This window comes from Pseudonocardia autotrophica (assembly GCF_003945385.1).
Taxonomy (GTDB): Bacteria; Actinomycetota; Actinomycetes; order Mycobacteriales; family Pseudonocardiaceae; genus Pseudonocardia; species Pseudonocardia autotrophica.
The window spans coordinates 6,083,574-6,109,175 of record NZ_AP018920.1 but is presented as its reverse complement, the minus strand read 5'-3'; the positions used below and the strand labels follow the sequence as shown (position 1 = coordinate 6,109,175).

Sequence of the window (25,602 nt, the reverse complement as noted above, 5' to 3'; positions counted from 1 at the left end):
CGACCGGACCGTCGTACGGTGGTGGCATGAGATGCCCTGTGTCAACCCGCCGCTTGTTGATCTTCGAGGAGGCGTTGGAGGGCGCGGTGTCGGGTGGGGTCGTAGGCGAGGTTGTCCTGCCAGCAGTGCCAGATGACGAACAGCCAGGCGCGGCCCAGGATCCGGACCGCGTGGGCGTGGTCGTGCCCGCGGTCGCGGGCGCGTTGGTAGAGGTCGTCGGCCCAGGGGTTGGCGCGTCGCGAGTCGCCGGCGAAGTCGCAGACGGCGTCGCGGAGTTGTTTGTCGCAGGCCCAGCGGAAGCCGACCGAGCGGTGTTTGCCGGACTGGCGGGTCGACGGGGCGACGCCGGCCAGGCAGGTCAGCGCTTCGGGAGTGGGGAAGCGGGCCCGGCAGTCGCCGATCTCGGCGAGCAGTCGGGCGGCGCGGACTCGTCCGGCTCGCGGGAGGTTGGTGAACACGTGGGCGTCGGCGTGCTCGGCGAGCTGGCGCTCGATCTGGGCCGACACGGTGGCGATCTGCGTGTTGAGCGTGGTCAACACGTTGGTCAGGGCGTGGGTGATCTCGGTGTTGATCTCGGCGTCGTGCCCGGTCAGGCCGCGGGGCGCGGTGCGCAGACGGGCGTGGAGCACGGCCGGGGCGGTGCGCCCGCAGTAGCCGACCTCGCTCAGCCAGGCGGCCAGCCCGGCGGTAGTGAGCGCGTCGATGTGGTCCTGGGTGGCGAAGCTGCGCAGGAAGGTCAGGCTGATCGCGGAGTCGATGTGGGCGAAGAGCCCGACCACGCCGGGCAGCACGGTGCGCAGGTGCGCGCGCAGCTGGTTGGCCACCGCGACCCGGTGGCCAACGAGGTCCTTGCGGGTGCGGCAGGCCCGGCGCAGGGTCGCGGTCTCGGGGCGGTCCGGGGTCAGCGGGGCCAGGCGGGCGCGGTCGGTGCGCAGGGTGTCGGCCAGGACGTAGGCATCGAAGCGATCGTCCTTGTTCCCGGCCGAGCCGTAGCGTCCGCGCAGGTTCTTGACCTGGTTGGGGCTGATCACGACCACGGTGATCCCGGCCTGGAGCAGGGTGTCGACGACGGGGCCGTCGGGGCGTTCGATCGCGACCTCGGCTGCCCCGGCGCGGCGCAGGAGCGCGACCAGTTCCCGCAGACCGGCCGCGGTGTGGTCGATGGTGTGGCGGCCGATCTGGGTGCCGCGGTGGTCGACGATCGCGACCGCGTGGTCGTCACGGGCCCAGTCCAGACCGGCGGTGACATCACCGGGCGGGTCGGCGGGCAACGTGGCGTGGGCGTGGGCGTGGGCGGGGTTGCGGGTGCTGGTGGTACTGGCAGACTGCATGTCAGCCTCCTCGCTGCTAGTCCCAGTGGGGAGGCGCCTTCATGTGGTGCCGGGATGCGGCTGCCGGTTCGCTCACTGATCGGCGCTCAACGGCGCTCAGCCCTGTCGACGGTCCGCGCATCCCGGGTGTCCGCTGGGCCCCGCAGATCTCATGCTGGACCTCGACCGAGTCGAGCGAGCAGGGCGATGACCCAGCGGCACCTCGGGCGCATCGGCAACCCAATCACGATCACCGACACCCGGAGGGTGGACCAGTGAGCGTGCTCGGAGAGATGTTCCCGCGGAAGCGGATCCACGAGGACTCGGACGCCGCGCAGGGTGGCGAGCAGTGGCGGCTGGGCCCGATCGACCTGGAGAAGGGCGTCGTGACGATGGAGTCGGCCGGCGCCGAACCGGCCGGTGAAGAGGTCGAGTCGCACACCGGCGAAGCCGCGGACGGCGACGAGTAGATCGGCACGTCGATCGACGCGGAGCCGACGCTCGGATCGCCGCGGAGCGCGCCGGACCGGCACGCACGACCGGCCGGACCGTGGCGACCTCCCCCTCAGCGCCGCCGCGGATCCGGACCGGCCGTCCGGGTGGATCGAACCCCCCGAGCCCGGTCCACACTCCGCCGTGTCCGCCGGCGATCCCCGTTTGCACGGGTCGGCTTCGATCGGCAGAGTCAGACTTTCACAGTACGATCATGTCCGGGGCAGGTCAAGGGAGGCGGCACGTGCAGGCGCAGAAGCTGGGCGCCGTGGGGCGCGGGCTCGGCCTGCTCGCGGATACCTGGACGCTGCTGATCCTGCAGCGGGCGGCGCTCGGGGTGCGCAGGTACGCCGGATGGCGGGACACCCTCAACATCTCCGACGCGACGCTGTCCGCGCGACTGCGGTCGCTGGTCGATGCGGGCCTGCTGGAGACCCGTCCCTATCGCGAGGGCGGCCGGGAGCGGCGCGAGTACGCACTGACCGAGCGCGGCGCCGACATCTGGAAGCTGTTGCTCGCCACCTGGCACTGGGAGAAGACCCGGGTGCCGCGCGAGGTGCCGCTGCCGGACATCGTGCACCGGGCCTGTGGTGCCCCCGCCGGCGTGCTGACCTGCTGCGGGTTCTGCGGCGAGCAGGCCGGCCCGCGGGACACCGAGGTGTACCGGACGCCCGGAACGCCGGGTCTGGAGCAACTCGCCCGTCAGCACCCGCGACGCACCCGCGGTCGGCTCCCCGAGGACTCGATGTCCCTGCTCCCGGGGGCGATGGAGATCATCGGCGACCGCTGGGGGGCCACCGTGCTCGGTGCCGCGCTGACCGGGCTCCGCTCGTTCAGCGCGATCGCCGACGCATTGGCGATCTCCCCGGAGGTGCTCTCCGACCGGTTGCGCCGGTTCGTCGAGCTGGGGGTGCTGGAGCGGACCGGGGCCGGTGCGTACCGGCTCACCGAGAAGGGGATCGCATCGTTCCCGATCTTCGCCTGTCTGGTCGACTGGTCGCATCGCTGGCACGCCGGGGTCGACGGGTCGCCGATCGACTTCACGATCCGGCACCGCGCCTGCGGTGCGGTGCTGCAGGTCCGGCTGGTCTGCGACCGGTGCGGCGAGGCGTTCGACCGGGGCTCGGTCTCGCCGGTACAACCGAGCTGACCGCGCCCGTGCGGGGCTGCGAAGATGCCGTTCATGACCGACCGCCGTCCCCGCGTGCTCTCCGGAATCCAGCCCACCGCCGACTCGTTCCATCTCGGCAACTACCTGGGCGCGCTGCGGCAGTGGGTGGCGCTGCAGGAGAGCCACGAGGCGTTCTACTGCGTGGTCGACCTGCACGCGATCACCGTGGAGCACGACCCGAAGGAGCTGGCGCAGCGGACCCGGGTGGCCGCGGCGCAGCTGCTCGGCCTCGGCCTGGACCCGCAGCGGTGCACGCTGTTCGTCCAGTCGCACGTGCCCGAGCACGCCCGGCTGAGCTGGGTGCTGGAGTGCATCACCGGCTTCGGCGAGGCCGGCCGGATGACCCAGTTCAAGGACAAGTCGGCGCGTCACGGTGCCGACCGGGCGACCGTCGGCCTGTTCACCTACCCGGTGCTGCAGGCCGCGGACATCCTGCTCTACCAGGCCGACCAGGTTCCGGTCGGTGAGGACCAGCGCCAGCACCTGGAGCTGACCCGGAACCTGGCGCAGCGGTTCAACCACCGCTTCGGTGCGACCTTCCAGGTGCCGGAGCCCTACATTCCGCAGGCTACCGCGAAGATCTTCGACCTGCAGGACCCGACGGCGAAGATGAGCAAGTCGGCGTCGTCGCCGTCCGGGATCGTGGAGCTGCTGGACCCGCCGAAGACGTCCGCCAAGAAGATCCGCTCGGCGGTCACCGACAACGAGCGTGAGATCCGCTACGACCCGGAGACCAAGCCGGGCATCGCGAACCTCCTGACGATCAACGCGGCGATGACCGACCGGAAGGTCTCCGAGGTCGAGGCCGAGTACGAGGGCCGCGGCTACGGCGATCTCAAGAAGGACCTCGGCGAGATCGTCGCGGCCTTCGCGGAGCCGTTCGCCGAGCGGGTCCGCGGCTATCTCGCCGATCCGGCGGAGCTGGACCGGGTTCTGGCGCACGGTGCCACCCGGGCGCGCGAGGTGTCCGGCGCGACACTGGCCGCAGTTCACGAGAGGATCGGCTTCCTCCCGCCCGCAGGCTGACGAGTCCCGGGCGGGCGAGCACGACCGACCCCGGGGGAACGATGGCCGACAACCGTCCGACGACGACGGCGCACCGGTTCGACGAGGACGAGGAGGAGGGCCCGACCTTCCTGGAGCGTCAGCGTGAGAAGCACCCCTGGCTCGACCACCTGGTCCGGGCCGGGGAGCGCTACACCGAGAACCACGGTGACCACTACGCCGCGGCGATCACCTACTTCTCGATCCTGGCGCTGGTGCCGCTGCTGATGGTGGCCTTCGCCGCGGCCGGTTTCGTGCTGCGCGGCAACCCCGAACTGCTCGAGGAGCTGCGTGACGGCATCGCGTCGGCGGCGCCCGGCGGGCTCGGCGAGACGCTCGGCCAGGTCGTCGACACCGCGGTCGACCGGGCGGGCGCGATCGGCCTCATCGGTCTGGGGGGTGCGCTCTACTCCGGGATCGGCTGGATGAGCAACCTGCGCGAGGCGCTCACCGAGCAGTGGGGGCAGCGTGACGAGGCCCCGCCGATGATCAAGCGGCTGGCGTTCGACCTGCTGGCGCTGGTCGGGCTCGGCCTGGCGATGGTGCTGTCGTTCGCGATCGCCTCGGTCACCGGCTCGCTCGGCGTGACCCTGCTGGGGATGGTCGGGCTCGGCGGGGTGGGCTGGGCGATCGTGCTGCTGAACATCGTCGGGTTCCTGGTCGGCCTGCTCGGGAACTGGCTGGTGTTCCTCTGGGTGATCGCCCGGCTGCCCCGCGAGCCGGTGACCTTCCGCAGCGCGGCGAAGGCGGCGCTGCTCGGCGCGATCGGCTTCGTGATCCTGCAGCGGGTGATGGTCCTGTACCTGGGCAGCTTCGGCGGCACGCCGGTCGGCCAGGCGTTCGGGCCGATCCTCGGTCTGCTGATCTTCATCTTCTTCACCTCCCGGTTCCTGCTGTTCGTGACGGCCTGGGCAGCCAGTGCCGAGGAGAACGACCACGGGCCGCGCGACATCCCGGGGCCCGCCGTGATCCGGCCGCAGTACGTCGTGCGGGAGGGTCCCGGGGCGCTGGCCTCGGCCGGTCTGGTCACCGCCGGGGTGATCGGCGGGGCGCTGGGACTGCGGGCACTCGGCCGGCGCCGCCGCTGAGCCCCGATCCACCTCCTTCCCGGTGCCCTGTCAGAACGGCGGGGCATCGTCGACACCTCGATCAGCGGTCGCAGCCTCCGGGTTGTCGGAGGGTGGTGGTGTGTCCGGGTTCGTGAGGTGGGGCCGGTAGTCGTGCGGTCGGGTCGTCTCCTGGCGGCCGCACGGGCTGATCCAGGTGAGCGACCCGTCCTCTCCGGCGACGACCTGCCAGCCGGGTGCGTCTTTGAGTTTGTGGTGGTGCAGGCACAGACCGTGCAGGTTCGCCGCGTCGGTCATACCACCGTCGGCCCAGGGGACGAGGTGGTCGAGATCGCGGATCGGTCTGCTGCACAACGGACCACGACAGATTCCATCGCGAGCCCGCACCAGATCAGCCAGATCGTCGGGCGGGGCGTAGGTGCTGCGCCCACGATCGCGGACCTCCCCCGAGAGCGGATCCACCACCAACCGCGCCCACACCCCACCGGCGGCCAGTGCCCGGGCTGTGGTCGCCGGGATCGGCCCGTGTCCGACCAGTTCGGCCGGGCGGTCATCGCCGAGCAGCGTGTCGAGCGAGACCACGACCTGGATCAACGGCTTGCGCCCGATCGCCGCCACCGGATCCGCCCTGGCCGCCAACACCTGAGCGACCACCTCGGCCAGCGCCTCGGGCGACAGACCCGCCGACGCGGCAGTATCGGCGACGCCGGCTTCCCGGGTTCCCCCGGTGGCCCCACAGGATCCGTTGACCCCATGGGATCCGATGGCCCCGCGAGCCCAGCTGGTTGTGGCACCGTCAACCGGTCCGGCACCGGCCGGCCGGGCTGCGCCACCTCCAGCACCTGCACCGCCTCCAGCACCTACACCGGCTGCACCGTCTCCGCCGGCTGCACCGGCTGTCGTGCCCGCACCGACTGTGGCGTTTGCTCCGGCGGCGAGGACCTGGCAGACGGCCTCTCGGACCGCGGCCAGGTCGGTGATCGACACCGTGCCCTGCAAGAGTTGGTGGGCCAGGTCGACCCGCCGCTGCTCCAGCGTGCGCGGGTCGTCGGCGCCCAGGGATCTGGCCAGCCGGTCCACCGACCGCCACGACGCCTCGGTCTGCTCGGCGGCGGCGGAGAGCCACAACGAGGCCATCCCGTCATCGGACCGGCTGATCGACATCCGCCGATCAGCCTTGGCCCGCTCGTGCCGCCGCGCCGCACCCTGCGGGTCCACCCGCGCCACGGTGCGACGCAACCGATCCTGCAACAACCGGCGGGGCGCGGCAGCCGCGCCGGGCAACACTCGTGCCTCGACCTCCCGCGCCACCTCATCGGTCAGGACGCTCGTGGCGTGTGCGATCGCGTCGGCCTTGCGCTCGTCGATCCGGCCCGCCTCCCACTCCGCCAGGGTCGCCGGAAGCACATGCGCGAACCTGACCGCGCCCGCGAGCATGCAGCGGGCCTCCTCCAACGACACCCGCAACGTGAGTGCGACCTGGTCGGGTAACCACCGCCCCACCGGCGCCGCCGCACCCGAATCCGCGCCCGGTGGCGGCGCGCTGCTGCCCGGTGGGTGCCGGTCGGCGAACACGGCCAGCATCCGGGTACGCAGCGCCGAGGCCCAGCGTTCCATCCGCTCGGCACCCTCGACCACATCGAGCAGCTGGGCATCGTCGAGCAGTTCGGGGCTGTCCCCGGCGAGCTGACAGTCCAACGCCAACGCGAAACCCACCGGCCGATCCGGATCCACCGTGACGGCCGGATCGTCATCCCCGCACAGCAGTCCGCACAGCTCGCGGGTCATGCCGTGCGGGCACGGATCGGCCGCGACCGCCTCCGGGCTGAGCAACCCACCATCGATGTCGAACATGTGTTCGAGTCTACCGGGGATTGTGTGCCGCTCTCTAGAACGAGTTCCAGGCAATTCCACACAGGACGCAGATCGGGGTGGTGACGCGATCCGTCGGACAACCGAGGTCCGGCGCGACGCGTCCGGCTGGACAAGCGAGGTCCGGGGTGACGCTTGATGCCGGGCCGCCGAGGTCCGGGCGTGACGCTTCCCGCCGGGCCGCCGAGGTCCGGGCCTGTCGGGCGCTCCCGTCCGTAGCGCCTGCTGGTCAGCGGTGCCGGGAGCGACGACGCGGGCAGTGTCCGCGATCCCGGACCACCGGTGGATCCGGACTCAGCGCCGCAGCCGGCGTCGCAGCACGGCCACGGCCGCTGCGACCACGCCGACCGCGGCGGCCACCCCTCCGACGACGGCCGCCTCGGCCGGACCGGCCCCCTCGGCACCGGCTTCGGGTGCACCTCCGGACGGCTCCGGATCGCCGGAGGGCCCGGTGCCCTCCGATGACCCGGAGCCTTCCGATGATCCAGCGCCCTCCGCCGGCCCGGAGCCCTCCTGTGCGGCGGGGTCCCCGGGGGCCGCGGGGCTCCCGGGAGCGGCGGGCTCGCCGCCTCCGGGCGGGACCTGTGCCACCAGCGTCCCGATTCCGTTCGCGGTGACGCCGAATCCCCAGTCGAGCAGCGCGCGTGCCTGGTCGACCATCCGCAGCGGCTGCGGCTCGCCGCGCACCAGCGCCACCACCAGCCGGCGCCCGTCCCGCTCGACGGCGCCGACATAGGTGTGCCGCGCCGCGTCGGTGAACCCGTTCTTGCCACCCAGGAAGCCGGGTGTGCCGAACATCCGGTCGCCGTTGCCGAGCTCGAACCCCGGACGGTCGGCGAACCCCGGGAACGCGATGCCAGGGGCCCTCAGCACGGCGGCGATCCGCGGCCGGTCCAGTGCCTCCCGCAGGACCAGCGCGAGATCGTAGGCCGACGACGACATGCCCGGCCCGTCGAGCCCGGACGGCGTGGCCGGCCGGGTGTCCAGCGCGCCGAGCCCGCGGGCGGTGTCCCGCATCGCGGCGAGCGTCGCCGGGGTGCCGCCGAGCTCGCGGGCGAGCGCATGCGCCGCGTCGTTGCCCGAGGCCAGCAGCAGGCCGTGCAACAGCTGCTCGACGGAGTAGCGGCCGCCGGGGCCGATCCCGGCCCGGCTGCCCTCGATGTTCGCGTCCTCGACGGTGCCGGTGACGATCCGCTCCGGCGGCAACCCGTCGTCGACGACGAGCGCGAGCAACAGCTTGATCGTCGACGCCGGCCGGTGCCGGGCGTGTGGCGCGCGGGCGGCGAGCACCGCGCCCGAGTCCAGATCGGCGACCAGGTACGACGCCACCCCGACCGGCGGTGGCGGGACCGGCCCGGCATGCGCCTCGGCGCAGCCGGTGAGGCCGCCGACCGGCGGATCGGGCACCGGCAGCGGCGCCACCGGCGCGGCCTCCTCCTCGGCGGGCGGCCCCGGCGGTACCTCCTGGCCGGGGCAGAGCCCGGCCACGTACGCCGTGCCGGCCGGTGACCCGGCAGCCGGCATCGCGGCGGATGGCATCGCGGCGGACGGCAATCCGGCGGGCGGCAATCCGGCGGGCGGCGAGCCGGCGGCCGGCATTGCGACTGACGGCAGCGCGACCGGCGGTGCTGCGACCGGCGGTGCTGCGACCGGCGGCACTGCGGCGGACGGCACTGCGACGGATGGCACTGCGACCGACGGCACCGCGACGGGCGGCACCGCGACGGCGGGGGCCGCCACGGCGGGCGCCGCGCCGAGCAGTAGCAGTGGAAGCGACAGCAGGAGGAGCCGTCCCGGGACGGCGAGCGCCGCGATGCGGGACACGGCCCGCGGGCTCGGGGCGCTGGTCACCCCGGAAGCATGCCCTACCGGGCCGCGGACTCCACGATCGTCCGCACCCGCTGCAGGCTCTGCTCCAGCCCGTCGCGCATCAGGGCCTCCCGGTCCCGGCCGAGCAGCCCGCTGCGCTGCAGCAGCCGGATCGGCAGCGCGGGTGTGCCCACGCCCTCCCGCCAGGCGACGAGATGGGTGCCCGCGCCGTCGTCGGTGGGGGTGAGTGTCCAGCCCCATGCCGTCTTCGACTCGGTCACCACGAAGGTGAACCGGCGGCCCGGCTCGCACTCGGTGACCCGGCAGTGGGTCGGCCAGCGGATCACACCGTGCCGGTTGAGCCCGACGAACCGTGCACCCGTCGCGGGGCCGGTGGCACCACCACTCCAGCGGCCGCCGACGGCCTCCGGGCTCCACTCACCCGCCCGGGTGATGTCGGAGATCAGGTCCCACACCCGCTCCGGTGCGGCCTGCACGGTCAGCTCGGCTCGATCCACGACGGCTTCGTCCCCTTCGACGCGACTGGCCCGGTGGAGATCGACTCCGGGCGCGCGGAGACTACCGCCCGCCCGCTTCTCGACCGCCTGTCGACGCGTTCTGTCACAGCGCTGTTGCGACCCTGCCGCTCGGCACGGTGAGCGGTTACCGTCCCGCGGGATGCGCGCCGCCGACCGGCGGGCGCCGGAACGGGGGAGGACGTTCGTGCGGAACAACCAGCGCATCGGACGGCGAGGCAGGTTCGCGACCGCGATCGCGGTCGGGGCCGTCGCGGCACTCGCGTTGTCGGGCTGTGCCCGCGACACCGGCGGCGGGGGAGCCGCGCAGGGTGAGTGCGAGCGGGTCGCACCGCCGTCGGTCCCGGCGGCGAGCGCGGAGCCGGCCCCGGAGGCGGCGCCCGCGGACGCGAGTGCGCTGCGGGTCGGCCTGGCCTACGACATCGGCGGGCGCGGCGACGCGTCGTTCAACGACGCCGCCGCGGCAGGTCTGGACCGCGCGGTGTCCGAGCTCGGCCTGGTCCGGGAGAACACCCGGGAGGCCACCGCACAGCCCGGCGAGAGCGAGGACGCCGGGACGACCCGGTTGCGCCAGCTCGCCGAGGGCGGGTTCAACCCGGTGATCGCGGTCGGCTTCAACTACGCCAACGGCGTGCAGACCGTCGCGACCGAGTTCCCGGACACCCAGTTCGCGATCGTCGACGACGACACCGTCGACCTGCCGAACGTCACCCCGCTGGTGTTCGCCGAGGAGCAGGGCTCGTTCCTGGTCGGCGCCGCGGCCGCGCTGAAGACCGAGACCTGCCGGGTCGGCTTCGTCGGCGGCGTGGACAGCCCGCTGATCCAGAAGTTCGACGCCGGCTACGAGCAGGGCGCCAAGGCCGTCGCGCCGGACATCCAGGTCGACTCCGCGTACATCTCGCCGGCCGGTGACTTCACCGGGTTCAACGACGCCACCCGCGGCACCGAGATCGCCGCCGGCCAGTACGACGGCGGAGCCGACATCTCCTTCGCCGCCGCCGGGCAGTCCAACCAGGGCGTGTTCGCCGCCGCGCAGACCGCGGGGCAGCGGGCGATCGGGGTCGACTCCGACCAGTACAACTCACCGCAGCTGACCTCCGTCCGCGACGTGATCATGACGTCGATGATCAAGCGGGTGGACGTGGCGGTGTTCGACTACGTCAACGCGGTCGCCGGGAACACGGTCGAGGCGCTCCCGGAGCGGTTCGATCTCGCCAACGACGGCGTCGGCTACTCCACCTCCGGTGACTTCGTGGACGACATCGCACCGCAGCTCGAGGCCTACCGGGCCGCGATCATCGCCGGTGAGATCGAGGTCCAGTCCACCCGGTGACCGAGCAGCAGAACGCGGTCGAACTGCGCGGGATCACCAAGCGGTTCCCGGGCGTCGTCGCAAACGACTGTGTGGACCTCGCCGTACGCGGCGGCGAGGTGCATGCGCTCTGCGGCGAGAACGGTGCCGGCAAGTCGACCCTGATGAAGATCCTCTACGGGATGCAGGCACCCGACGACGGCACGATCGCCGTCGCCGGGGAGCCGGTGCACTTCCGGAGCCCGGCCGATGCGATCGCCGCCGGGATCGGGATGGTGCACCAGCACTTCATGCTGGCCGACAACCTCACCGTCGCCGAGAACGTCCTGCTCGGGGCGGAGAAGCGGCACGGTATGCGGAAGGCGGCCCGCGCGCGGATCGCCGAGTTGTCCCGGACCGTCGGCCTGTTCGCGGGGGGCGCCGACACTCGTTCCGCCGGCGCCGGTCTCGACCTGCTCGTCGAGCACCTCGGCGTCGCGGACCGGCAGCGGATCGAGATCCTCAAGGTGCTCTACCGGGGCGCCCGCACGGTGATCCTGGACGAGCCGACCGCGGTGCTCGTCCCGCAGGAGGTCGACGAGCTGTTCGCGACCGTCCGGTCCATGCAGGCCGACGGCTACACCTTCCTGTTCATCTCGCACAAGCTCGACGAGGTGCGTGCGATCGCCGACCGGATCACCGTGATCCGGCGCGGCCGCACCGTCGGCACCGCCGATCCGGGGTCGGTCACCAACTCGCAGCTGGCCGAGATGATGGTCGGCTCCGAGCTGCCGTCGCCGGAGACCCGCGAGTCGACGGTGACCGAGCGGGAGGTGCTCCGCGTCGAGGGGCTCGGGCTGGCCGACCCGGCCGGCGGCCGGGACCTGCTCGACGGCGTCGATCTCGTCGTGCACGCCGGTGAGGTGCTGGGGGTGGCCGGCGTCGAGGGCAACGGCCAGACCGAGCTGGTCGAGACGATCATGGGTATGCGGACGCACGCCCGCGGCCGGGTGCTGCTCTCGGGCGCCGACGTGTCCGGGCTGTCCACGATGGCCCGCCGCGAGCGCGGCGTCGGCTACATCCCCGAGGACCGCTCCCGGCACGCCCTGCTCGGCGACCAGCCGCTGTGGGCGAACCGGATCCTCGGCTTCCAGTCCCGGCCGCCGATCGGGCGCCGCGGGCTGGTCGACCGGGCTGCCGCGCGGGCCGACACCGAGCGGATCGTGACCGGCTTCGACGTCCGGACACCCGGCATCGACGTCACCGCCGCCGCACTGTCCGGTGGCAACCAGCAGAAGCTCGTCGTCGGCCGGGAACTGTCCGGCGACCCGGTGCTGCTGATCGCCGCGCACCCGACCCGCGGTGTCGACGTCGGCGCGCAGGCCGGCATCTGGGCCGAGCTGCGCCGGGCCCGCGCGGCCGGTCTCGCGGTGCTGCTGATCTCCGCCGACCTGGACGAGCTGATCGGACTGTCCGACACGCTCGCCGTGATCCTCGACGGGCGTCTGGTCGGCACCGCCGATCCGGCCACCGTCACCCCGGAGGAGCTGGGAACGAAGATGACCGGAGCCTCCGCGTGAGGCGCCTGGGCGGCGCCGTCGTCGCACCGGCGCTGGCGATCGGGGTCGCCGCACTGCTCTGCGCCATCGCCCTGCTGATCAGCGGCGCGTCGCCGTGGACGGCGCTCACCACGATCGGATCCCAGCTCGGCTCGGGCACCGTCGCGGTGGACACGGTCAACTCGGCGGCCGTCTACTACATCGCGGCACTCGCGGTCGCGATCGGCTTCCAGATGCGGCTGTTCAACATCGGCGTCGAGGGCCAGTTCCGGGTCGCCGCCTGCGTGGCCGCGATCGTCGGCGGGACGGTGATCCTGCCGCCGGTGCTGCACACCGTGCTGATCATGCTGGTGGCGATGCTGACCGGGGCCGCGTGGATCGCGATCCCGGCGCTGCTCAAGGCCTACCGGGGCGTCTCCGAGGTCATCTCGACGATCATGCTCAACGCGATCGCCACCGGGCTGATCGCGTACCTGATCCGCGCCGAGACGTTCGGCGAGCTGCGCGGCAACAACATCACCACGCCGCCGATCCCGGAGTCCGGCTGGTTCCCCGGCATCGACGTCGGCAACGGGCGGATCTTCGGCATGGTCGCGGTCGCGGCGGTGCTGGGTGTCGGCTACTGGTTCCTGCTCGGCCGGACCCGCTTCGGGTTCGAGCTGAAGGCCTCCGGGGAGTCGAAGACGGCGGCGTCGGCGGGCGGGGTGAACGCGCGCCGGACCATCCTGATCGCGCTGCTGCTCTCCGGGGCGGTCGCCGGTCTGGTCGGGCTGCCCGAGCTGCTGGGCCGCGACCACGCCTACACGCTCAGCTCGCCGCAGGGCTACGGCTTCACCGGCATCGCGATCGCGCTGCTGGGCCGCAACCATCCGGTCGGCATCGCACTCGGCGCGCTGCTCTGGGCGTTCCTGGACAAGTCCGCCGTGGCACTCGACGTCGTCGGCATCCCCCGGGAGATCGTGCTGATCATGCAGGGCCTGATCGTGCTCTCGGTCGTCGTCGCCTACGAGGTGGTGCGTCGGATCGAGCGGCGTGCCGAGCAACGCCGGGTCGCCGCCGAGGTACCGCAGCAACCGGTGGGGGCGTCGACATGACCGCGGCGGTGCTGGAACGGGCCGGGCGGCTGCCCGGCTGGGCACGATCGGCGCTGATCGCGGCCGGGCTGGTGCTCATCCTGTCGGTCACCGTGACGCTCACCGGGCAGACCCAGCTCGCCTCGTCCGGAACCTCCGAGGCGGCCGTCCGGCTCGGGCTGCCGATCCTGTTCGCCGCGCTCGGCGGGCTGTGGGCCGAACGCGCCGGGATCATCAACATCGGCCTCGAGGGCATGATGGTGCTCGGCACATGGGGCGCGGCGTGGGCCGGCTACCAGTGGGGGCCGTGGGCCGCGGTGCTGGGCGGGCTGGCATTCGGTGCGCTCGGCGGCCTGGTGCACGCGATCGCGACCGTCACCTTCAACGTCAACCACATCGTCTCCGGTGTCGCGATCACGCTGCTCGGCACCGGCCTCACCAAGTACCTGGCGACGCTGGTGTTCACCCCGGTCTCGCAGAACCCGCGCCAGTCACCCCGGCTGGAGGGCTTCGAACAGTTCTCGGTGCCGGGACTGTCATCGGGGTTGCAGGCGCTGGAGGCCCAGCAGCGGGTGTTCGTCTCCGATCTCGCCGGACTGCTGTCCGGCCTGGTCACCGGCCTGACCCCGATCGTCGTGCTGGGCTTCGGGCTGGTGCCGGTCAGCTACTGGATCCTCTGGCGGACCTCCTTCGGGCTGCGGCTGCGCAGCTCCGGCGAGTCCCCGGTGGCCGCCGAGTCGCTCGGCGTGAACGTGATCGCGCACAAGTACGTCGCGGTGATCGTCTCCGGTGCGCTGGCCGGTCTCGGCGGCGCCGCACTGGTGCTCAACCCCGGCCAGCTCGGCTACCTGGAGAACCAGGTCGGCGGCCGCGGGTACATCGGCCTCGCCGCGATGATCTTCGGCAACTGGCGGCCGGCCGGGCTGCTGGTCGGGTCGGCACTGTTCGGCTACGTCGACGGGCTGCAGCTGCGGGCGGGCGGCGAGGCGGTGCACGCGCTGCTCTACGGCGCGACGCTGGTCGCCGTCGTCGTCGCGGTGCTGTGGGCGATCCGCCGGATGTGGACGGCCACCGCGGTCGCGCTCGGCGCCGGGGCCGTGGTCTACGCGCTGTACTGGGCGTTCGACACCGTGCCGAGCGAGTTCGCGTCCTACGCGCCGCAGCTGGTCACGCTGATCGTGCTGGCCGCGGCGTCCCAACGACTACGACCACCGGCGCGGCTCGGCGACGAGTACCGGCGCGGGGAGGGCGGATAGATGGCAGGCGGAGGACCCTCCGGAGCCGGTGCGGGCATGGTGGCGCCCGATCCGCCCGTCCCCGACTGGGACGCGCTGCGCTCGGCCGCCGTCACCACGGCGGGCTGGGCGTACGCGCCCTACTCCGGACTGCGGGTCGGCGCCGCCGCGCTGGTCGACGACGGCCGCGTGGTGACCGGCTGCAACGTCGAGAACGCCTCCTACGGCCTCGGCGTCTGCGCCGAGGTGACCCTCGCCGGGCAGCTGCGGCTCTCCGGCGGCGGCCGGTTGCTGGCGGTCGCCTGCCGGTCGGTGGCGGGCGGGCTGCTGATGCCGTGCGGCCGCTGCCGCCAGGTGCTGTACGAGTTCGGCGGACCGGAGCTGCTGTGCGACACCCCGCGCGGGGTGCTCCCGTTCGCCGAGGTGCTGCCGGACGCGTTCGGCCCGGACGACCTGCCGGGGGGCCCGCGATGAGCGCCCGGACCTACAGCGCCGTCGAGATCATCGCGGCCAAGCGGGACTGCCGGGAGCTGACCCGCGACCAGATCGACTGGGTGGTCGCGGCCTACACCCGCGACGAGGTCGCCGAGGAACAGATGGCCGCGCTCGCGATGGCCGTGCTGCTCAACGGCATGGACGCGGCCGAGACCGCGCACTGGACCCAGGCCATGATCGACTCCGGCGAGGTGCTGGACTTCGGCGACGTCGGGCGGCCGCTGGTCGACAAGCACTCCACCGGCGGCGTCGGGGACAAGATCACGCTGCCGCTGGCACCGCTGGTCGCCGCCTGCGGCGCGGCCGTCCCGCAGCTGTCCGGGCGCGGCCTCGGGCACACCGGCGGCACCCTGGACAAGCTGGAGGCGATCCCCGGCTGGCGGGCGTCGCTGAGCACCGACGAGATCACCGCGCAGCTCGCCGAGGTGGGCGCGGTGATCTGCGCGACGACGCCCACCCTGGCGCCGGCGGACCGGCGGCTGTACGCGCTGCGCGACGTCACCGGGACCGTCGAGTCGGTCCCGCTGATCGCCAGCTCGATCATGAGCAAGAAGCTCGCCGAGGGGACCGGCGGGCTGGTGCTCGACGTCAAGGTCGGCTCCGGTGCGTTCATGAAGACCGCTGCCCGGGCCGGTGAGCTGGCCGACGCGATGACCGCGATCGGTGCCGCGCATGATCTCCCGACGACGGCACTGCTCACCGACATGTCCCGCCCGCTGGGCCGCTGCGTGGGGAACGCGCTGGAGGTCGAGGAGTCGGTCGAGGTGCTGCGCGGCGGCGGCCCGCCGGACGTCGTCGCGCTGACCGTGGCGCTCGCCACCGAGATGCTCGCGCTCGCCGGGATCACCGATGCCGATCCCGCGCAGGTGCTGGCCTCCGGGGCGGCGCACGACGTGTGGGAACGGATGATCGCCGCCCAGGGCGGGGACCCGTCGGCGCCGCTGCCGGTCGCCCGGCACGTGGAGACGGTCACCGCGGAGCGGTCCGGGATCTTCTCCGGTGCGGACGCGCTCGCCGTCGGGACCGCGGCCTGGCGGCTCGGCGCGGGGCGGGCCCGCAAGGAGGATCCGGTACAGGCGGGCGCCGGGGTGCGGTTGCTCGTCGCACCCGGCGACGAGGTGCGGGCCGGGACACCGTTGCTGGAGCTGCACACCGACACCCCGGACCGGATCGCCGACGCCCGGCGGCTGCTGGCCGGGGCGGCGCTGCTGATCACCGGCGATCCGCCGCCGGCGCGCGAGCTGGTGCTGGACGTCCGGCGCGGCTGATCGCGCTAGCGGCCGGCCCGGCCGCGGTTCGCCCGGCTGTGGTCCGCCCGGCCGCCCGCACCGGGACGGCGATCATGCTCCTGCCCGCCCGTCCCGGGACAGGCGGGTCGTGCGTGCTGCCCGCAACCGATCCGGCACGATGGGCGCGATGCGTGAGGACCGACCGGCCCAACGGGCTCCGATACCCCGTCCGGTGATGCCGGAGCGGGCCGGACGTGCACCCGCGGAGTCCGCCGAGGAGGTCACCCGCCCGGTCGGGCGACCGGTGACACCGCCGGACGACGGCCCCCCCACCACCCCGATCGAGCGGGTGCCCGACGCCGGGGAACCCGAGGGACGGCCGAGCGAGAACGCCGGATCGCTGGTCCGCTCCTCCGGCATGATGGCGATCGCCAGCCTGATCAGCAGGCTGACCGGCTTCCTGCGGAACCTGGCGATCGTCGCGGTGCTCGGGTTCGCGGTCGTCAACGACTCCTACACGGTCTCGAACACGCTGCCGAACATCGTCTACGAGCTGCTCCTCGGCGGTGTCCTGACCAGCGTGATGATCCCGGTGCTGGTGCGCGCCCAGGCCGAGGACCCGGACGGCGGCGAGCAGTTCACCCGGCGCCTGCTGACCGTCGTCGGGGCGGCGCTGCTGCTGGCCACGCTGCTCGCGATGATCGCCGCCCCGCTGCTCACCCAGCTGTATCTGGGCTCCGGCGACGGCGGCGAGGCGAACCCGGCGCTCGCGACGGCGTTCGCCTGGCTGCTGCTGCCGCAGATCTTCTTCTACGGGATCGGGGCGCTGCTCGGCGCGATCCTCAACTCCAAGCAGATGTTCGGGCCGTTCGCCTGGGCACCGGTCCTGAACAACGTCGTCGTGCTCGGCGTGCTCGCCGTCTACGCGCTGGTCCCCGGCGAGATCTCGGCCGACCCGGTGCGGATGGGCGACCCGAAGCTGCTGGTGCTGGGGCTGGGGACGACGCTGGGCATCGTCGTCCAGGCGGCCGTGCTGGTGCCCTTCATGCGCCGGGTCGGGTTCCGCTACCGGCCGGTGTGGGGCTGGGACCCACGCCTGTCGCTGGCCGGCGGGATGGCGCTGTGGATCATCGGTTACGTGCTGGTCGGGCAGGCCGGCTACATCGTCACCACCCGGGTCGCCGCCGCGGCCGACGGCGGCTCGTTCACCACCTACATGAACGCCTGGCTGCTGCTGCAGGTTCCCTACGGGGTGCTCGGGGTGTCCCTGCTGACCGCGCTGATGCCGCGGATGAGCCGGGCCGCAGCGCAGGGCGACACCGACCAGGTCGTGACGGACCTGTCGCTCGGTGCCCGGCTGTCCGTCGTCGGGCTGGTCCCGATCGCGGCCGTGATGACCGCGTTCGGCGGGGCGCTGGGCACCGCGCTGTTCTCGGTCGGCGCCGGGAGCGGGGAGGGCGCCGCGCGGCTCGGCGAGACCGTCGCCTGGTCGGCGTTCGGGTTGCTGCCCTACTCGGTGACGATGCTGCAGATGCGGGTCTTCTACGCGATGACCGACTCCCGCACACCGACGATGATCCAGGTCGTCATGGTCGGTGTGAAGATCCCGCTGCTGCTCGCCTGCCCGCTGCTGCTGCCCCCCGGCCAGGTCGTGCTGGGACTGGCCGCTGCCAACTCGCTGTCCTTCGTCGGCGGCGCGCTGATCGGCCAGTGGCTGCTGCGCCGCAGGCTCGGCCGGGTCCGCAGCGTCGAGGTGCTGCGCTGCCTGCTGAAGGTCACGCTCGCCTCCGCGGTCGCCGCGGCGGCCGCCTGGGGGCTGACCCGGCTCGCGGAGCCGGCCATCGCGGACTGGCCGGTCGTCGCGCAGGCCTGGACGCTGCTGGTCGGCGGCACCCTCGTCGCGCTGCCGCTGGCCGTCGCCGGGATGCGGCTGCTGAAGGTCGCCGAGCTGGATGCGGTGTTCCGGCGGCTCGCCCGCCGCTGAGCATTCCCGTGCCAGGATCGGCGGCGTGCCGGATCCGCTGGAGTTCCCACCGCTGCCCGAGCTGCGCCGCCGCACCAGCATGAAGTGGCGGACCTTCGACGACGACGTCCTCCCGCTCTGGGTCGCCGAGGCCGACGTGCCGACCGCGCCCGGGGTGCTCGCCGCGGTGACCCGGATGCTCGCCGAGGGCGACACCGGCTACCCCGCGGGCGACGGGTACGCCCGCGCGCTGGCCGCGTTCGCCCGGGACCGGTGGGGCTGGGACGGGCTCGACCCGGATCGCGCGCTCGTCGTACCGGACGTCATGCAGGGCGTCGTCGAGGCGCTGCGCGCGGTCGTCCCGCCCGGCGACGCGGTCGCGGTGACCCCGCCGGTGTACCCGCCGTTCTTCGAGTTCCTCCGGCATGCCGGATGGGAACCGGTGAGCGCCCCGCTGACCGCCGCCGGGCGGCTCGACCCGGACACCCTGGAACACGCCTTCGGGCTGCCGCGGGTGCGGGCGTTCCTGCTCTGCTCACCACAGAACCCGACCGGCGCCGTGCACACCGCCGACGAGCTCGCCGCGGTCGCCGCGCTGGCCCGGCGGAGCGGGGTCACCGTGGTCGCCGACGAGATCCACGCCCCGCTCGTCGACCCGGGCACGACGTTCACCCCGTGGCTGAGCGTGCCCGGCGCGGAGAACGGGATCAGCCTGCTGTCGGCGTCGAAGGGCTGGAACCTGGCCGGGCTGAAGGCGGCGGTCGCCGTCGCCGGGCCGGAGGCGCCGATCGAGCGGCTGCCCGCCGCGATGCTGGAGGTGGGCGCCAGCCACGTCGCGGTGCACGCGCACGTCGCAGCGCTGGAGTCGGACCGGCCGTGGCTGGACGCGTTCGTCGCGGCACTCGTCCGGAACCGGGAGCTGCTGGCCGGGCTGCTCGCCGAGCACCTGCCGCAGGTCCGCTACCGGCCGGCCCCGGCGACGTTCCTGGCCTGGCTGGACTGCCGCGGGCTCGGTCTCGACGATCCGGCGGCGATGTTCCGGGAGCGGGGCCGGGTCGCGCTCAACGCCGGGGAGCCGTTCGGGACCGGTGGCGCCGGGCATCTGCGGCTGAACCTGGCGACGCACCCGGACATCCTCACCGAGGCCGTGCACCGGATGGCCGCCGCGGTGCGCTGAGCGGCCCCGGACACGCGAACGCCGCGACCCCCTGGCGGGGATCGCGGCGTCCGTGCGTTGCCTGCGGAGGTCAGTCGTCCGGGTCGTCGGCGACCAGATCGGCTGCCGAGGCGCCGTTCTGGCTCTTCACCGCGACCTTGGACCGGGACCGCCGCTGCGCGGGCCGCGGCGGGGGCGGCGGGGTCTGCTGGGCGTACTGCCCGCCCCGGCCCATGATGAGCTCCGCGAAGGTCGCCATCGCCTCGTCGAGCTGGCTGGCGTTGCGCCGCTCGGAGTCCGCGTTGGCCCGGGTCACCAGCTCGGTGACCGAGCCGGTGTCCGGCCGGTCGCGCAGCGTCGAGTCGAGACCGGACAGCCGGCCGTCGACGTCGCCGGTGAGCTTGTCGAGCCTGCTGTCGACGTTCTCGGTCAGCGCCGTCAGCCGGGTGTCGACCCCGTCGGAGAGCGTGTCGAACCGCCCGTCGACGCTGGTCGTCAGGGTGTCGAACCGGCCGTCGACATCCCCGGCGAGCTTGTCGAGCCGGGTGTCGAAGCCGTCGAGCTTCTCCTCGACACCGCTGGCGAACTCGCCCAGCCGGCTCTGCACCGTCCCGTCGAGCTCACCGAGCCGCTCCGAGACCGTCCCGTCGAGCTCACCGATCCGGTCCTTGAGGGAGCCGCCGAGCTTGCCGACCCGCTCCTTGACCGAGCCGTCGAGGTCGCTCAGCTTGCCGTCCAGGCCGGACTCGACGGTGTCGAGCCTGCCGCCGACCTCCTCCAGCCGGGCCGACAGCGCCTCGAGCCGCTCGGTGAGCGCCTCGAACCCCGGCCCCGGGTCGACCGCGGGCCGCTGGGACAGCTCCTCCAGCCTGCGGTGCAGGCCGACCGAGGTGTCGCCGAGCAGGTTGCGCAGGCCCTCGCCGGTCTCCTCGAAGGAGTGCACGGCCGCGTCGAGCTGCTCGCGGACCTGCCGCTCCACGCCCTCGATGCGCTCCTTGATGGGGGAGGCGACCGCGTTGGGCATCGCGTCGAGACGCATCTCGTGCCGGTCGAGCCGGTTGTCCAGGTCGTCGAGGCGCTTGTGCAGCCCGCCGAGCCGGTCGTCCAGGCCGTCCATCCGGCCGGACACCCCCTCGAGCCGGCCGCTCATGCCGTCCAGCCTGCCGTCCAGCTGGGCGATCGGCTTGGCCAGCTTGTCGGGGAGGGACTCGATGGCGCGGGTGATCGCGCCGAGGATGACCTCCTGGTTGTCCAGCTTGGTCACGGTCTCGTCGAGGCGCTCGGCCAGGACGTTGAGCTCGGTCCGGTCGGGGAGTTCGGTGAGCTTCTTGCGCACGGTGCCGATGGCGTCCAGTGCGGCAAGCCGGGCGTGGATCTCGTCGAGGGAGTCGAAGATCTGCTGCTGTTCGCTGTCGCGAATTTCGGCCGCCCGCATGAGCATGCCGCGCATCCGGTCGAACGAGAGGTTCGAAGTGTCGCTCATGGCACCTGCTGCGCTTCCTCTGAGCCAAGTGGGGAGTGCCCAGAGGGTAGCGACCGCCGTTCGAGGGTCGACGGACGGTGTTGCGTTGAGCCGTCCGGGGGCCTTTCTCAGCTCCCGGATCGTCGCGATCATTGCAGCTCCGTACATCCGGTGCCGGACGGCACGCCGAAGGAGCGGTCCGGATCGGTACCGTGCCCCGGTGGCAGACTCACCCGCGCCCGTGCCGATCTCCAGCGACACCGTGCGGCGCGCACCGAAGGTGCTGCTGCACGATCATCTCGACGGCGGTCTGCGCGTCGAGACCGTCATCGAGCTCGCCCGGGAGGCCGGTTACGACCGGCTGCCGACGACCGATCCGGACGAACTGGCCGCCTGGTTCCTGGGGGCGGCGCACTCCGGCTCGCTGGTCCGCTACCTGGAGACGTTCGGCCACACGGTCGCCGTCATGCAGACCAGGGAGGCGCTGACCAGGGTCGCCGCCGAGGCCGCCGAGGACCTCGCCGCCGACGGCGTCGTCTACGCCGAGGTGCGGTTCGCGCCGGAGCTGCACGTCGAGGGCGGGCTGGACGTCGACGCCGTGATCGCCGCCGTGCTGGACGGGTTCCGGATCGGCACCGAGCGGGCCGCCGAGGGCGGGCGCGTCATCCGGATCGGCGCCCTGCTGACCGCGATGCGGCACGCCGCGCGGTCGCGGGAGATCGCCGAGCTGGCCGTGCGGCACCGGGACGCCGGCGTGGTCGGCTTCGACATCGCCGGCGCCGAGAAGGGGTTCCCGCCGACCCGGCACCTGGATGCCTTCGAGTACGTCCGCCAGCAGAACGCGCACGTCACCATCCACGCCGGTGAGGCGTTCGGGCTCCCGTCGATCTGGGAGGCCATCCAGTGGTGCGGTACGGACCGGCTGGGCCACGGCGTGCGGATCGTCGACGACATCGCCACGACCGAGGGTGCCGCCGGGCCGGAGCACCGGATCGGCAGGCTCGCCGCCTACGTCCGTGACATGCGGGTGCCGCTGGAGATGTGCCCGACCTCGAACGTGCACACCGGCGCCGCGGCGTCGCTCGCCGAGCACCCGATCGGGCTGCTGACCGAGCTGCGGTTCCGGGTCACGGTCAACACCGACAACCGGCTGATGTCGGGCTGCACCATGACCAGCGAGCTGACCGACCTGGCCGAGGTGTTCGGCTACGGCTGGGACACCCTGGAGTGGTTCACCGTGAACGCGATGAAGTCGGCCTTCATCGGGTTCGACGAGCGGGTCGCCCTCATCCGCGACGTCATCCGGCCGGGTTACGCGGCGCTCACCGGCGGCGCAGCCGGGCCTCCAGCCCGGCGACCAGGTCGCTCCAGGCCTGCGCCTCCCGGGTGAACGGCGGGCTCGGCGCCATCCGGGTCGGGTCCGGCCGGACCACGAACGACACCAGCCAGCCCAGGCTGCTCGACTCCGCGAGGGACTCGGCCGGCTCCGGGGCGTCGGCCCACTCGCCGACGTCGGTCAGCAGCTCGGAGGCGAGGTCCAGCTGGACCGGGTCCAGATCGAGGACGCCGTCGGCGAGATCCGCGCCGATGCCGGTGAGCACGTAGGTGTTCATGTCCTCGACGGTCGCGTCGAGATCGCCCGCCTTCGCGGCCTCCAGCACCTCGGCGAAGGTGACCGCCGCGGTCAGGTCGGTGCCGGCCACCGCGGGGTGCTCGGGATCGGCCAGCGCCGCGACCAGCTCCTGCTCGGAGCCGAACACGTCGATCCGGCCCTCCGATCCGAGGAAGACCGGCTTGTCGTCGAGGTAGCAGCGCAGCGTCACCAGCGAGGTGTCGCCGCTCTGGATCCGGATCGGGTCGATGCCGACCTCCGCCCAGAAGCCGGTCGGCTCGTCGGCGGTCTCGTCGTCGGCCGCATCGGCGGAGTCGGAGTCGGTGGCTTCCTCGCCGGAGTCGGTGCCGTCTGCGGAGCCGCCGTCTGCGGAGTCGGCGGCACCGGCGTCGAGCGCGGCGGCCCGGGCGGCGTCCCACTCGGCGGCCTCGGTGCGGGCCTTCGCCAGCGCACCGGCGTCGACCTCGGGGGTGGCGACCAGGCCGTCGAGGGTGTCGACGATGTCGTCCCAGTGCTGGGCGACCGCCGCGGACAGCGCGGCCCAGCGCTTGGCGCCGTCCCGGCCGGCGAACGCGGCAGCGCCACCGCGCAGCAGCGCGAACGCGGGCTCGCCGTCCAGCGCGGCGACGATGTTCTCCAGGTCGCAGACATCGGCCAGCGACCGGACCATCGAGACGGCCTCGTGCAGCTCCTGGACGGTCCACGCGTCCGGGTCCTCGGCCGCCAGCTCGGGCAGCGCGACCAGGTCGTACCGGTGCGCGTCGTCCGGCGTCAGCTCACCGACGGACAGCCCGGGGACCGCCGACCAGGCGGGGTGGTCCTCCAGGTCGTGTCCGGACGCGGTCCTGACGAAGGCTGCGAGACCCGCGACCTCGTCGAAGACGAACACGTGCTCGTCGTCGCCGAGGAAGGCCTCCCACTCCTCGCCGTCCTCCCGCCAGGGGGGAGCCCACAGGGTGACCACGTCGCCCCGGGTGAGAGCGAGCCGGATCGGGACGATGTCGCTTGCCACGACGCCGACCCTATCTCGGTCCGCCCACGCAGCCGGGCCGACCGGCGGGGTGTCGCGCCCGGTGTCGGTGTGGTGGGTCGAGCGGGGCCTCGGGGGCCCCGGCGCGGTCAGGCCTGGCTGTGCAGACGGACCACGCCGATGGACACGTCCTCGAGACCACCGCGGTCGAAGTCGCGCCTCAGCTGGTCCGCCTTGACGGTCGCCGTCATCCCGTCGAACGGGCCGTGTGCGTCCACCTCCCCGGTCTGCGGGTCCACCGCCAGAACGACGTAGCCGTCGCACTGCGTGAGCTTTTCCGCAGCAGCGATCAACGTCTGCTCTTCGGAAGTCGTGTTCTCCGGCATCGGATCACCTCCTCGTCATCTAGTACAGCGTCGGCGGGGGCTCCGGTGTGACACCGTTTCGGCCATACCACCCGTTCGGGTCAGGTGAATCCCGAAATCGGCGACCGCGTGTGCCGATAGTGGCACTCAGTGCGCGTGATCACGCTAAGAGGGGAGCTCGGCGTGTCGGGCCGGACACTGTTGGTCACTGCCAGACCGAACGGGGATCGTCTGTCACGCAAGGTCTGTAGCCGTGCTGCGGGCCTCACCCGGGCGGACGACAGGGGCTGGGGCAAGTGCATTGACATCACCCGTCGGTGGCGGAGTTGTGCTCACCCTTCGTGAACCATGACACGCATCCGTGTCGACGTCCGGGCGGGCGTCCGTGCTGGTCCTGCTGTGCCGCAGCGGGTCCGGTGCCCGCGGTGATCCGGTGCCACTGACGGGTGCCCCTCGCCGGGGGGCTTCCGGGCCGCCCGCGCGCACGTAGGCTCTCGGCCCGTGGACACGATCGTCGTCGACCACCCGCTGGCGCGGGCCCGGCTCAGCAACATGCGGGACGCCCGCAACGACAACGCGACCTTCCGGGCGGCGCTGCGCGAGCTGACCCTGATGCTCGTCTACGAGGCGACCCGCGGCGCTCCGCTGGCCGAGGACCCGATCCACACGCCGGTCTCGCGCACCGTCGGCTATCGGCTCGCGTCGCCGCCGGTGCTGGTGCCGGTGCTCCGGGCCGGCCTGGGGATGGCGGAGGCCGCGCTGAACCTCATCCCGGAGGCACAGATGGGCTTCGTGGGGATGGCTCGCGACGAGGAGACCCACCAGCCGGTGCCCTACATGGAGTCGCTGCCCGACTCGCTCGTCGGGCGGCCGGTCTTCGTACTCGACCCGATGCTCGCCACCGGCGGCTCGATGCTGCACACCGTCGAGCTCCTGACCCGGCGCGGCGCCGACGACGTGACCGTGATCTGCGCGCTGTCCGCCCCGGAGGGCGTGCAGCGGCTGCGCGAGTCGGGGCTGCCGCTGCGGATGGTCACGGCCAGCATCGACGAGCGGCTCAACGACTCCGCCTTCATCGTCCCGGGGCTCGGTGACGCCGGGGACCGCCAGTTCGGCTCGGTCTGAGCTCGTAGTGCCGTCGCCACCCGCCCGGACCCGGCGCCGGGTCCTCTCCGGGCTGCTGGCCGCGGCACTCGTCGCGGTGCTGCCCAGCGCGGACCGCCCGGAGGAGGGTGCGGCCCCGGAGCCGGCGCCGGGCGCGCTGCGGGTGATGCCGCTCGGGGCGTCCTCGACGGTCGGGGTGGGCAGCACCGCCACCGCCGGCTACCGGTTGCCGCTGTGGGAGCGGCTGACCGCCGACGGTGTCGCCGTCGACTTCGTCGGCTCCCGCTCGTCCGGGCCGGACGCGTTGCCCGACACCGACCACGAGGGACGGTCCGGCTGGACCGCCGCCCGGATGCTTCCGCTCACCGGGGGCTGGGTGCTGGCCGCCGATCCGGATGTCGTGCTGCTGCACGCCGGTACCAACGACCTGCTCTCCGGGACCTCGGCGCAGGCGACGGCGGCCACCCTGGACCGGATGCTGGAACGGATCTTCACCGCTGCGCCCGGCACGCACGTGATCATGGCCGGGGTATGGGCACCGCTGCCGAAGCAACGGGCCGAGCGGGCCCGGCTGGGCGGGCTGCTGCCCGAGGTCGCCCGGAAGCACCGGGCGGCAGGCCATTCCGTCGAGTACGCAGACGTGTCGGAGCTGTTCCCGGGCGGGCGCACTGCCGACGGCCTGCACGCCGGCCCCGAGGCCTACCGCGCCATCGCCGGGATGTGGGCCGACCGGATCGGGGCCTGGCAGGACCGCGCACCGGCGCCCTCCACCCGCCGCTAGCCCGGG

Annotated in this window: 22 protein-coding genes; 15 read left to right on the top strand and 7 right to left on the bottom strand. The window is 73.1% G+C overall.

Translation table 11 applies throughout. From position 1 onward, the window contains the following. Positions 1–41: 41 nt before the first annotated feature. On the bottom strand, positions 42–1,331 hold the full coding sequence (locus Pdca_RS28285; protein ID WP_125911600.1) for an IS110 family RNA-guided transposase: 1,290 nt from the start codon (positions 1,329–1,331) through the stop codon (positions 42–44). Positions 1,332–1,585: 254 nt separating this feature from the next. On the opposite strand from Pdca_RS28285, the gene Pdca_RS28280 reads away from it, so the two are divergent. The 4 genes from Pdca_RS28280 (at position 1,586) to yhjD (ending at position 5,105) form a co-directional block, all read left to right on the top strand. Then, complete coding sequence (locus Pdca_RS28280) at positions 1,586–1,780, top strand: hypothetical protein (RefSeq protein WP_125911599.1); 195 nt, start codon at positions 1,586–1,588, stop codon at positions 1,778–1,780. Positions 1,781–2,046: 266 nt separating this feature from the next. Next, entirely contained in the window at positions 2,047–2,952 is a 906-nt protein-coding gene (locus Pdca_RS28275) for a winged helix-turn-helix transcriptional regulator (protein WP_158092390.1), read from the top strand. A 33-nt stretch (positions 2,953–2,985) separates the two neighbouring features. Continuing rightward, a complete protein-coding gene (trpS, locus tag Pdca_RS28270) occupies positions 2,986–3,999 on the top strand; it encodes a tryptophan--tRNA ligase (protein WP_085916893.1) in 1,014 nt (337 codons plus the stop codon). A 41-nt stretch (positions 4,000–4,040) separates the two neighbouring features. After that, positions 4,041–5,105, top strand: coding sequence for an inner membrane protein YhjD (yhjD, locus tag Pdca_RS28265; RefSeq protein WP_085916891.1), 1,065 nt, complete (start codon positions 4,041–4,043; stop codon positions 5,103–5,105). A gap of 30 nt (positions 5,106–5,135) precedes the next feature. Here yhjD and Pdca_RS28260 read toward each other — a convergent pair whose 3' ends face one another. From Pdca_RS28260 to Pdca_RS28250, 3 genes are all read right to left on the bottom strand, one after another. Further along, complete coding sequence (locus Pdca_RS28260) at positions 5,136–6,998, bottom strand: HNH endonuclease signature motif containing protein (protein ID WP_125911598.1); 1,863 nt, start codon at positions 6,996–6,998, stop codon at positions 5,136–5,138. A 252-nt stretch (positions 6,999–7,250) separates the two neighbouring features. Then, positions 7,251–8,807 (bottom strand): D-alanyl-D-alanine carboxypeptidase family protein, encoded by a 1,557-nt coding sequence (locus Pdca_RS28255; RefSeq protein WP_232021252.1) that lies wholly within the window; start codon positions 8,805–8,807, stop codon positions 7,251–7,253. A gap of 14 nt (positions 8,808–8,821) precedes the next feature. Beyond that, positions 8,822–9,283, bottom strand: coding sequence for an SRPBCC family protein (locus tag Pdca_RS28250; protein ID WP_085914852.1), 462 nt, complete (start codon positions 9,281–9,283; stop codon positions 8,822–8,824). 160 nt (positions 9,284–9,443) lie between these two features. Between Pdca_RS28250 and Pdca_RS28245 the strand changes: the two genes are divergently transcribed. From Pdca_RS28245 to Pdca_RS28210, 8 genes are all read left to right on the top strand, one after another. Further along, positions 9,444–10,634, top strand: coding sequence for a BMP family lipoprotein (locus tag Pdca_RS28245; protein ID WP_085914851.1), 1,191 nt, complete (start codon positions 9,444–9,446; stop codon positions 10,632–10,634). Next, on the top strand, positions 10,631–12,172 hold the full coding sequence (locus Pdca_RS28240; RefSeq protein ID WP_085914850.1) for an ABC transporter ATP-binding protein: 1,542 nt from the start codon (positions 10,631–10,633) through the stop codon (positions 12,170–12,172). The genes Pdca_RS28245 and Pdca_RS28240 overlap by 4 nt, the downstream gene beginning before the upstream one ends. Further along, positions 12,169–13,245, top strand: a complete 1,077-nt coding sequence (locus tag Pdca_RS28235; RefSeq protein ID WP_085914849.1) for an ABC transporter permease — start codon at positions 12,169–12,171, stop codon at positions 13,243–13,245. The genes Pdca_RS28240 and Pdca_RS28235 overlap by 4 nt, the downstream gene beginning before the upstream one ends. After that, positions 13,242–14,480 (top strand): ABC transporter permease, encoded by a 1,239-nt coding sequence (locus Pdca_RS28230; protein WP_085914848.1) that lies wholly within the window; start codon positions 13,242–13,244, stop codon positions 14,478–14,480. The genes Pdca_RS28235 and Pdca_RS28230 overlap by 4 nt, the downstream gene beginning before the upstream one ends. 36 nt (positions 14,481–14,516) lie before the next feature. Further along, on the top strand, positions 14,517–14,933 hold the full coding sequence (locus Pdca_RS28225) for a cytidine deaminase (RefSeq protein ID WP_085914847.1): 417 nt from the start codon (positions 14,517–14,519) through the stop codon (positions 14,931–14,933). Beyond that, entirely contained in the window at positions 14,930–16,222 is a 1,293-nt protein-coding gene (locus tag Pdca_RS28220; RefSeq protein WP_085914846.1) for a thymidine phosphorylase, read from the top strand. Before Pdca_RS28225 ends, Pdca_RS28220 begins: the two co-directional genes overlap by 4 nt. A gap of 148 nt (positions 16,223–16,370) precedes the next feature. Then, a complete protein-coding gene (murJ, locus tag Pdca_RS28215) occupies positions 16,371–18,167 on the top strand; it encodes a murein biosynthesis integral membrane protein MurJ (RefSeq protein ID WP_085914858.1) in 1,797 nt (598 codons plus the stop codon). A gap of 25 nt (positions 18,168–18,192) precedes the next feature. Further along, a complete protein-coding gene (locus tag Pdca_RS28210) occupies positions 18,193–19,323 on the top strand; it encodes a MalY/PatB family protein (protein ID WP_232021250.1) in 1,131 nt (376 codons plus the stop codon). Between the two features lie 70 nt (positions 19,324–19,393). On the opposite strand, the gene Pdca_RS28205 is transcribed toward Pdca_RS28210, so the two are convergent. Further along, on the bottom strand, positions 19,394–20,785 hold the full coding sequence (locus Pdca_RS28205) for a coiled-coil domain-containing protein (protein WP_085914844.1): 1,392 nt from the start codon (positions 20,783–20,785) through the stop codon (positions 19,394–19,396). Between the two features lie 199 nt (positions 20,786–20,984). On the opposite strand from Pdca_RS28205, the gene Pdca_RS28200 reads away from it, so the two are divergent. Then, entirely contained in the window at positions 20,985–22,154 is a 1,170-nt protein-coding gene (locus Pdca_RS28200) for an adenosine deaminase (protein ID WP_085914843.1), read from the top strand. Here the strand turns inward: Pdca_RS28200 and Pdca_RS28195 are convergent. Both Pdca_RS28195 and Pdca_RS28190 read right to left on the bottom strand, forming a co-directional pair. Beyond that, entirely contained in the window at positions 22,087–23,388 is a 1,302-nt protein-coding gene (locus Pdca_RS28195; RefSeq protein WP_085914842.1) for a primosomal protein, read from the bottom strand. The two genes, Pdca_RS28200 and Pdca_RS28195, sit on opposite strands and share 68 nt — an antisense overlap. A gap of 107 nt (positions 23,389–23,495) precedes the next feature. Beyond that, complete coding sequence (locus Pdca_RS28190; protein WP_073576391.1) at positions 23,496–23,732, bottom strand: hypothetical protein; 237 nt, start codon at positions 23,730–23,732, stop codon at positions 23,496–23,498. Between the two features lie 480 nt (positions 23,733–24,212). On the opposite strand from Pdca_RS28190, the gene upp reads away from it, so the two are divergent. Next, a complete protein-coding gene (gene upp / locus Pdca_RS28185; protein ID WP_085914841.1) occupies positions 24,213–24,836 on the top strand; it encodes a uracil phosphoribosyltransferase in 624 nt (207 codons plus the stop codon). Positions 24,837–24,843: 7 nt separating this feature from the next. Then, positions 24,844–25,596 (top strand): SGNH/GDSL hydrolase family protein, encoded by a 753-nt coding sequence (locus tag Pdca_RS28180; RefSeq protein ID WP_085914840.1) that lies wholly within the window; start codon positions 24,844–24,846, stop codon positions 25,594–25,596. Positions 25,597–25,602: the final 6 nt, after the last annotated feature.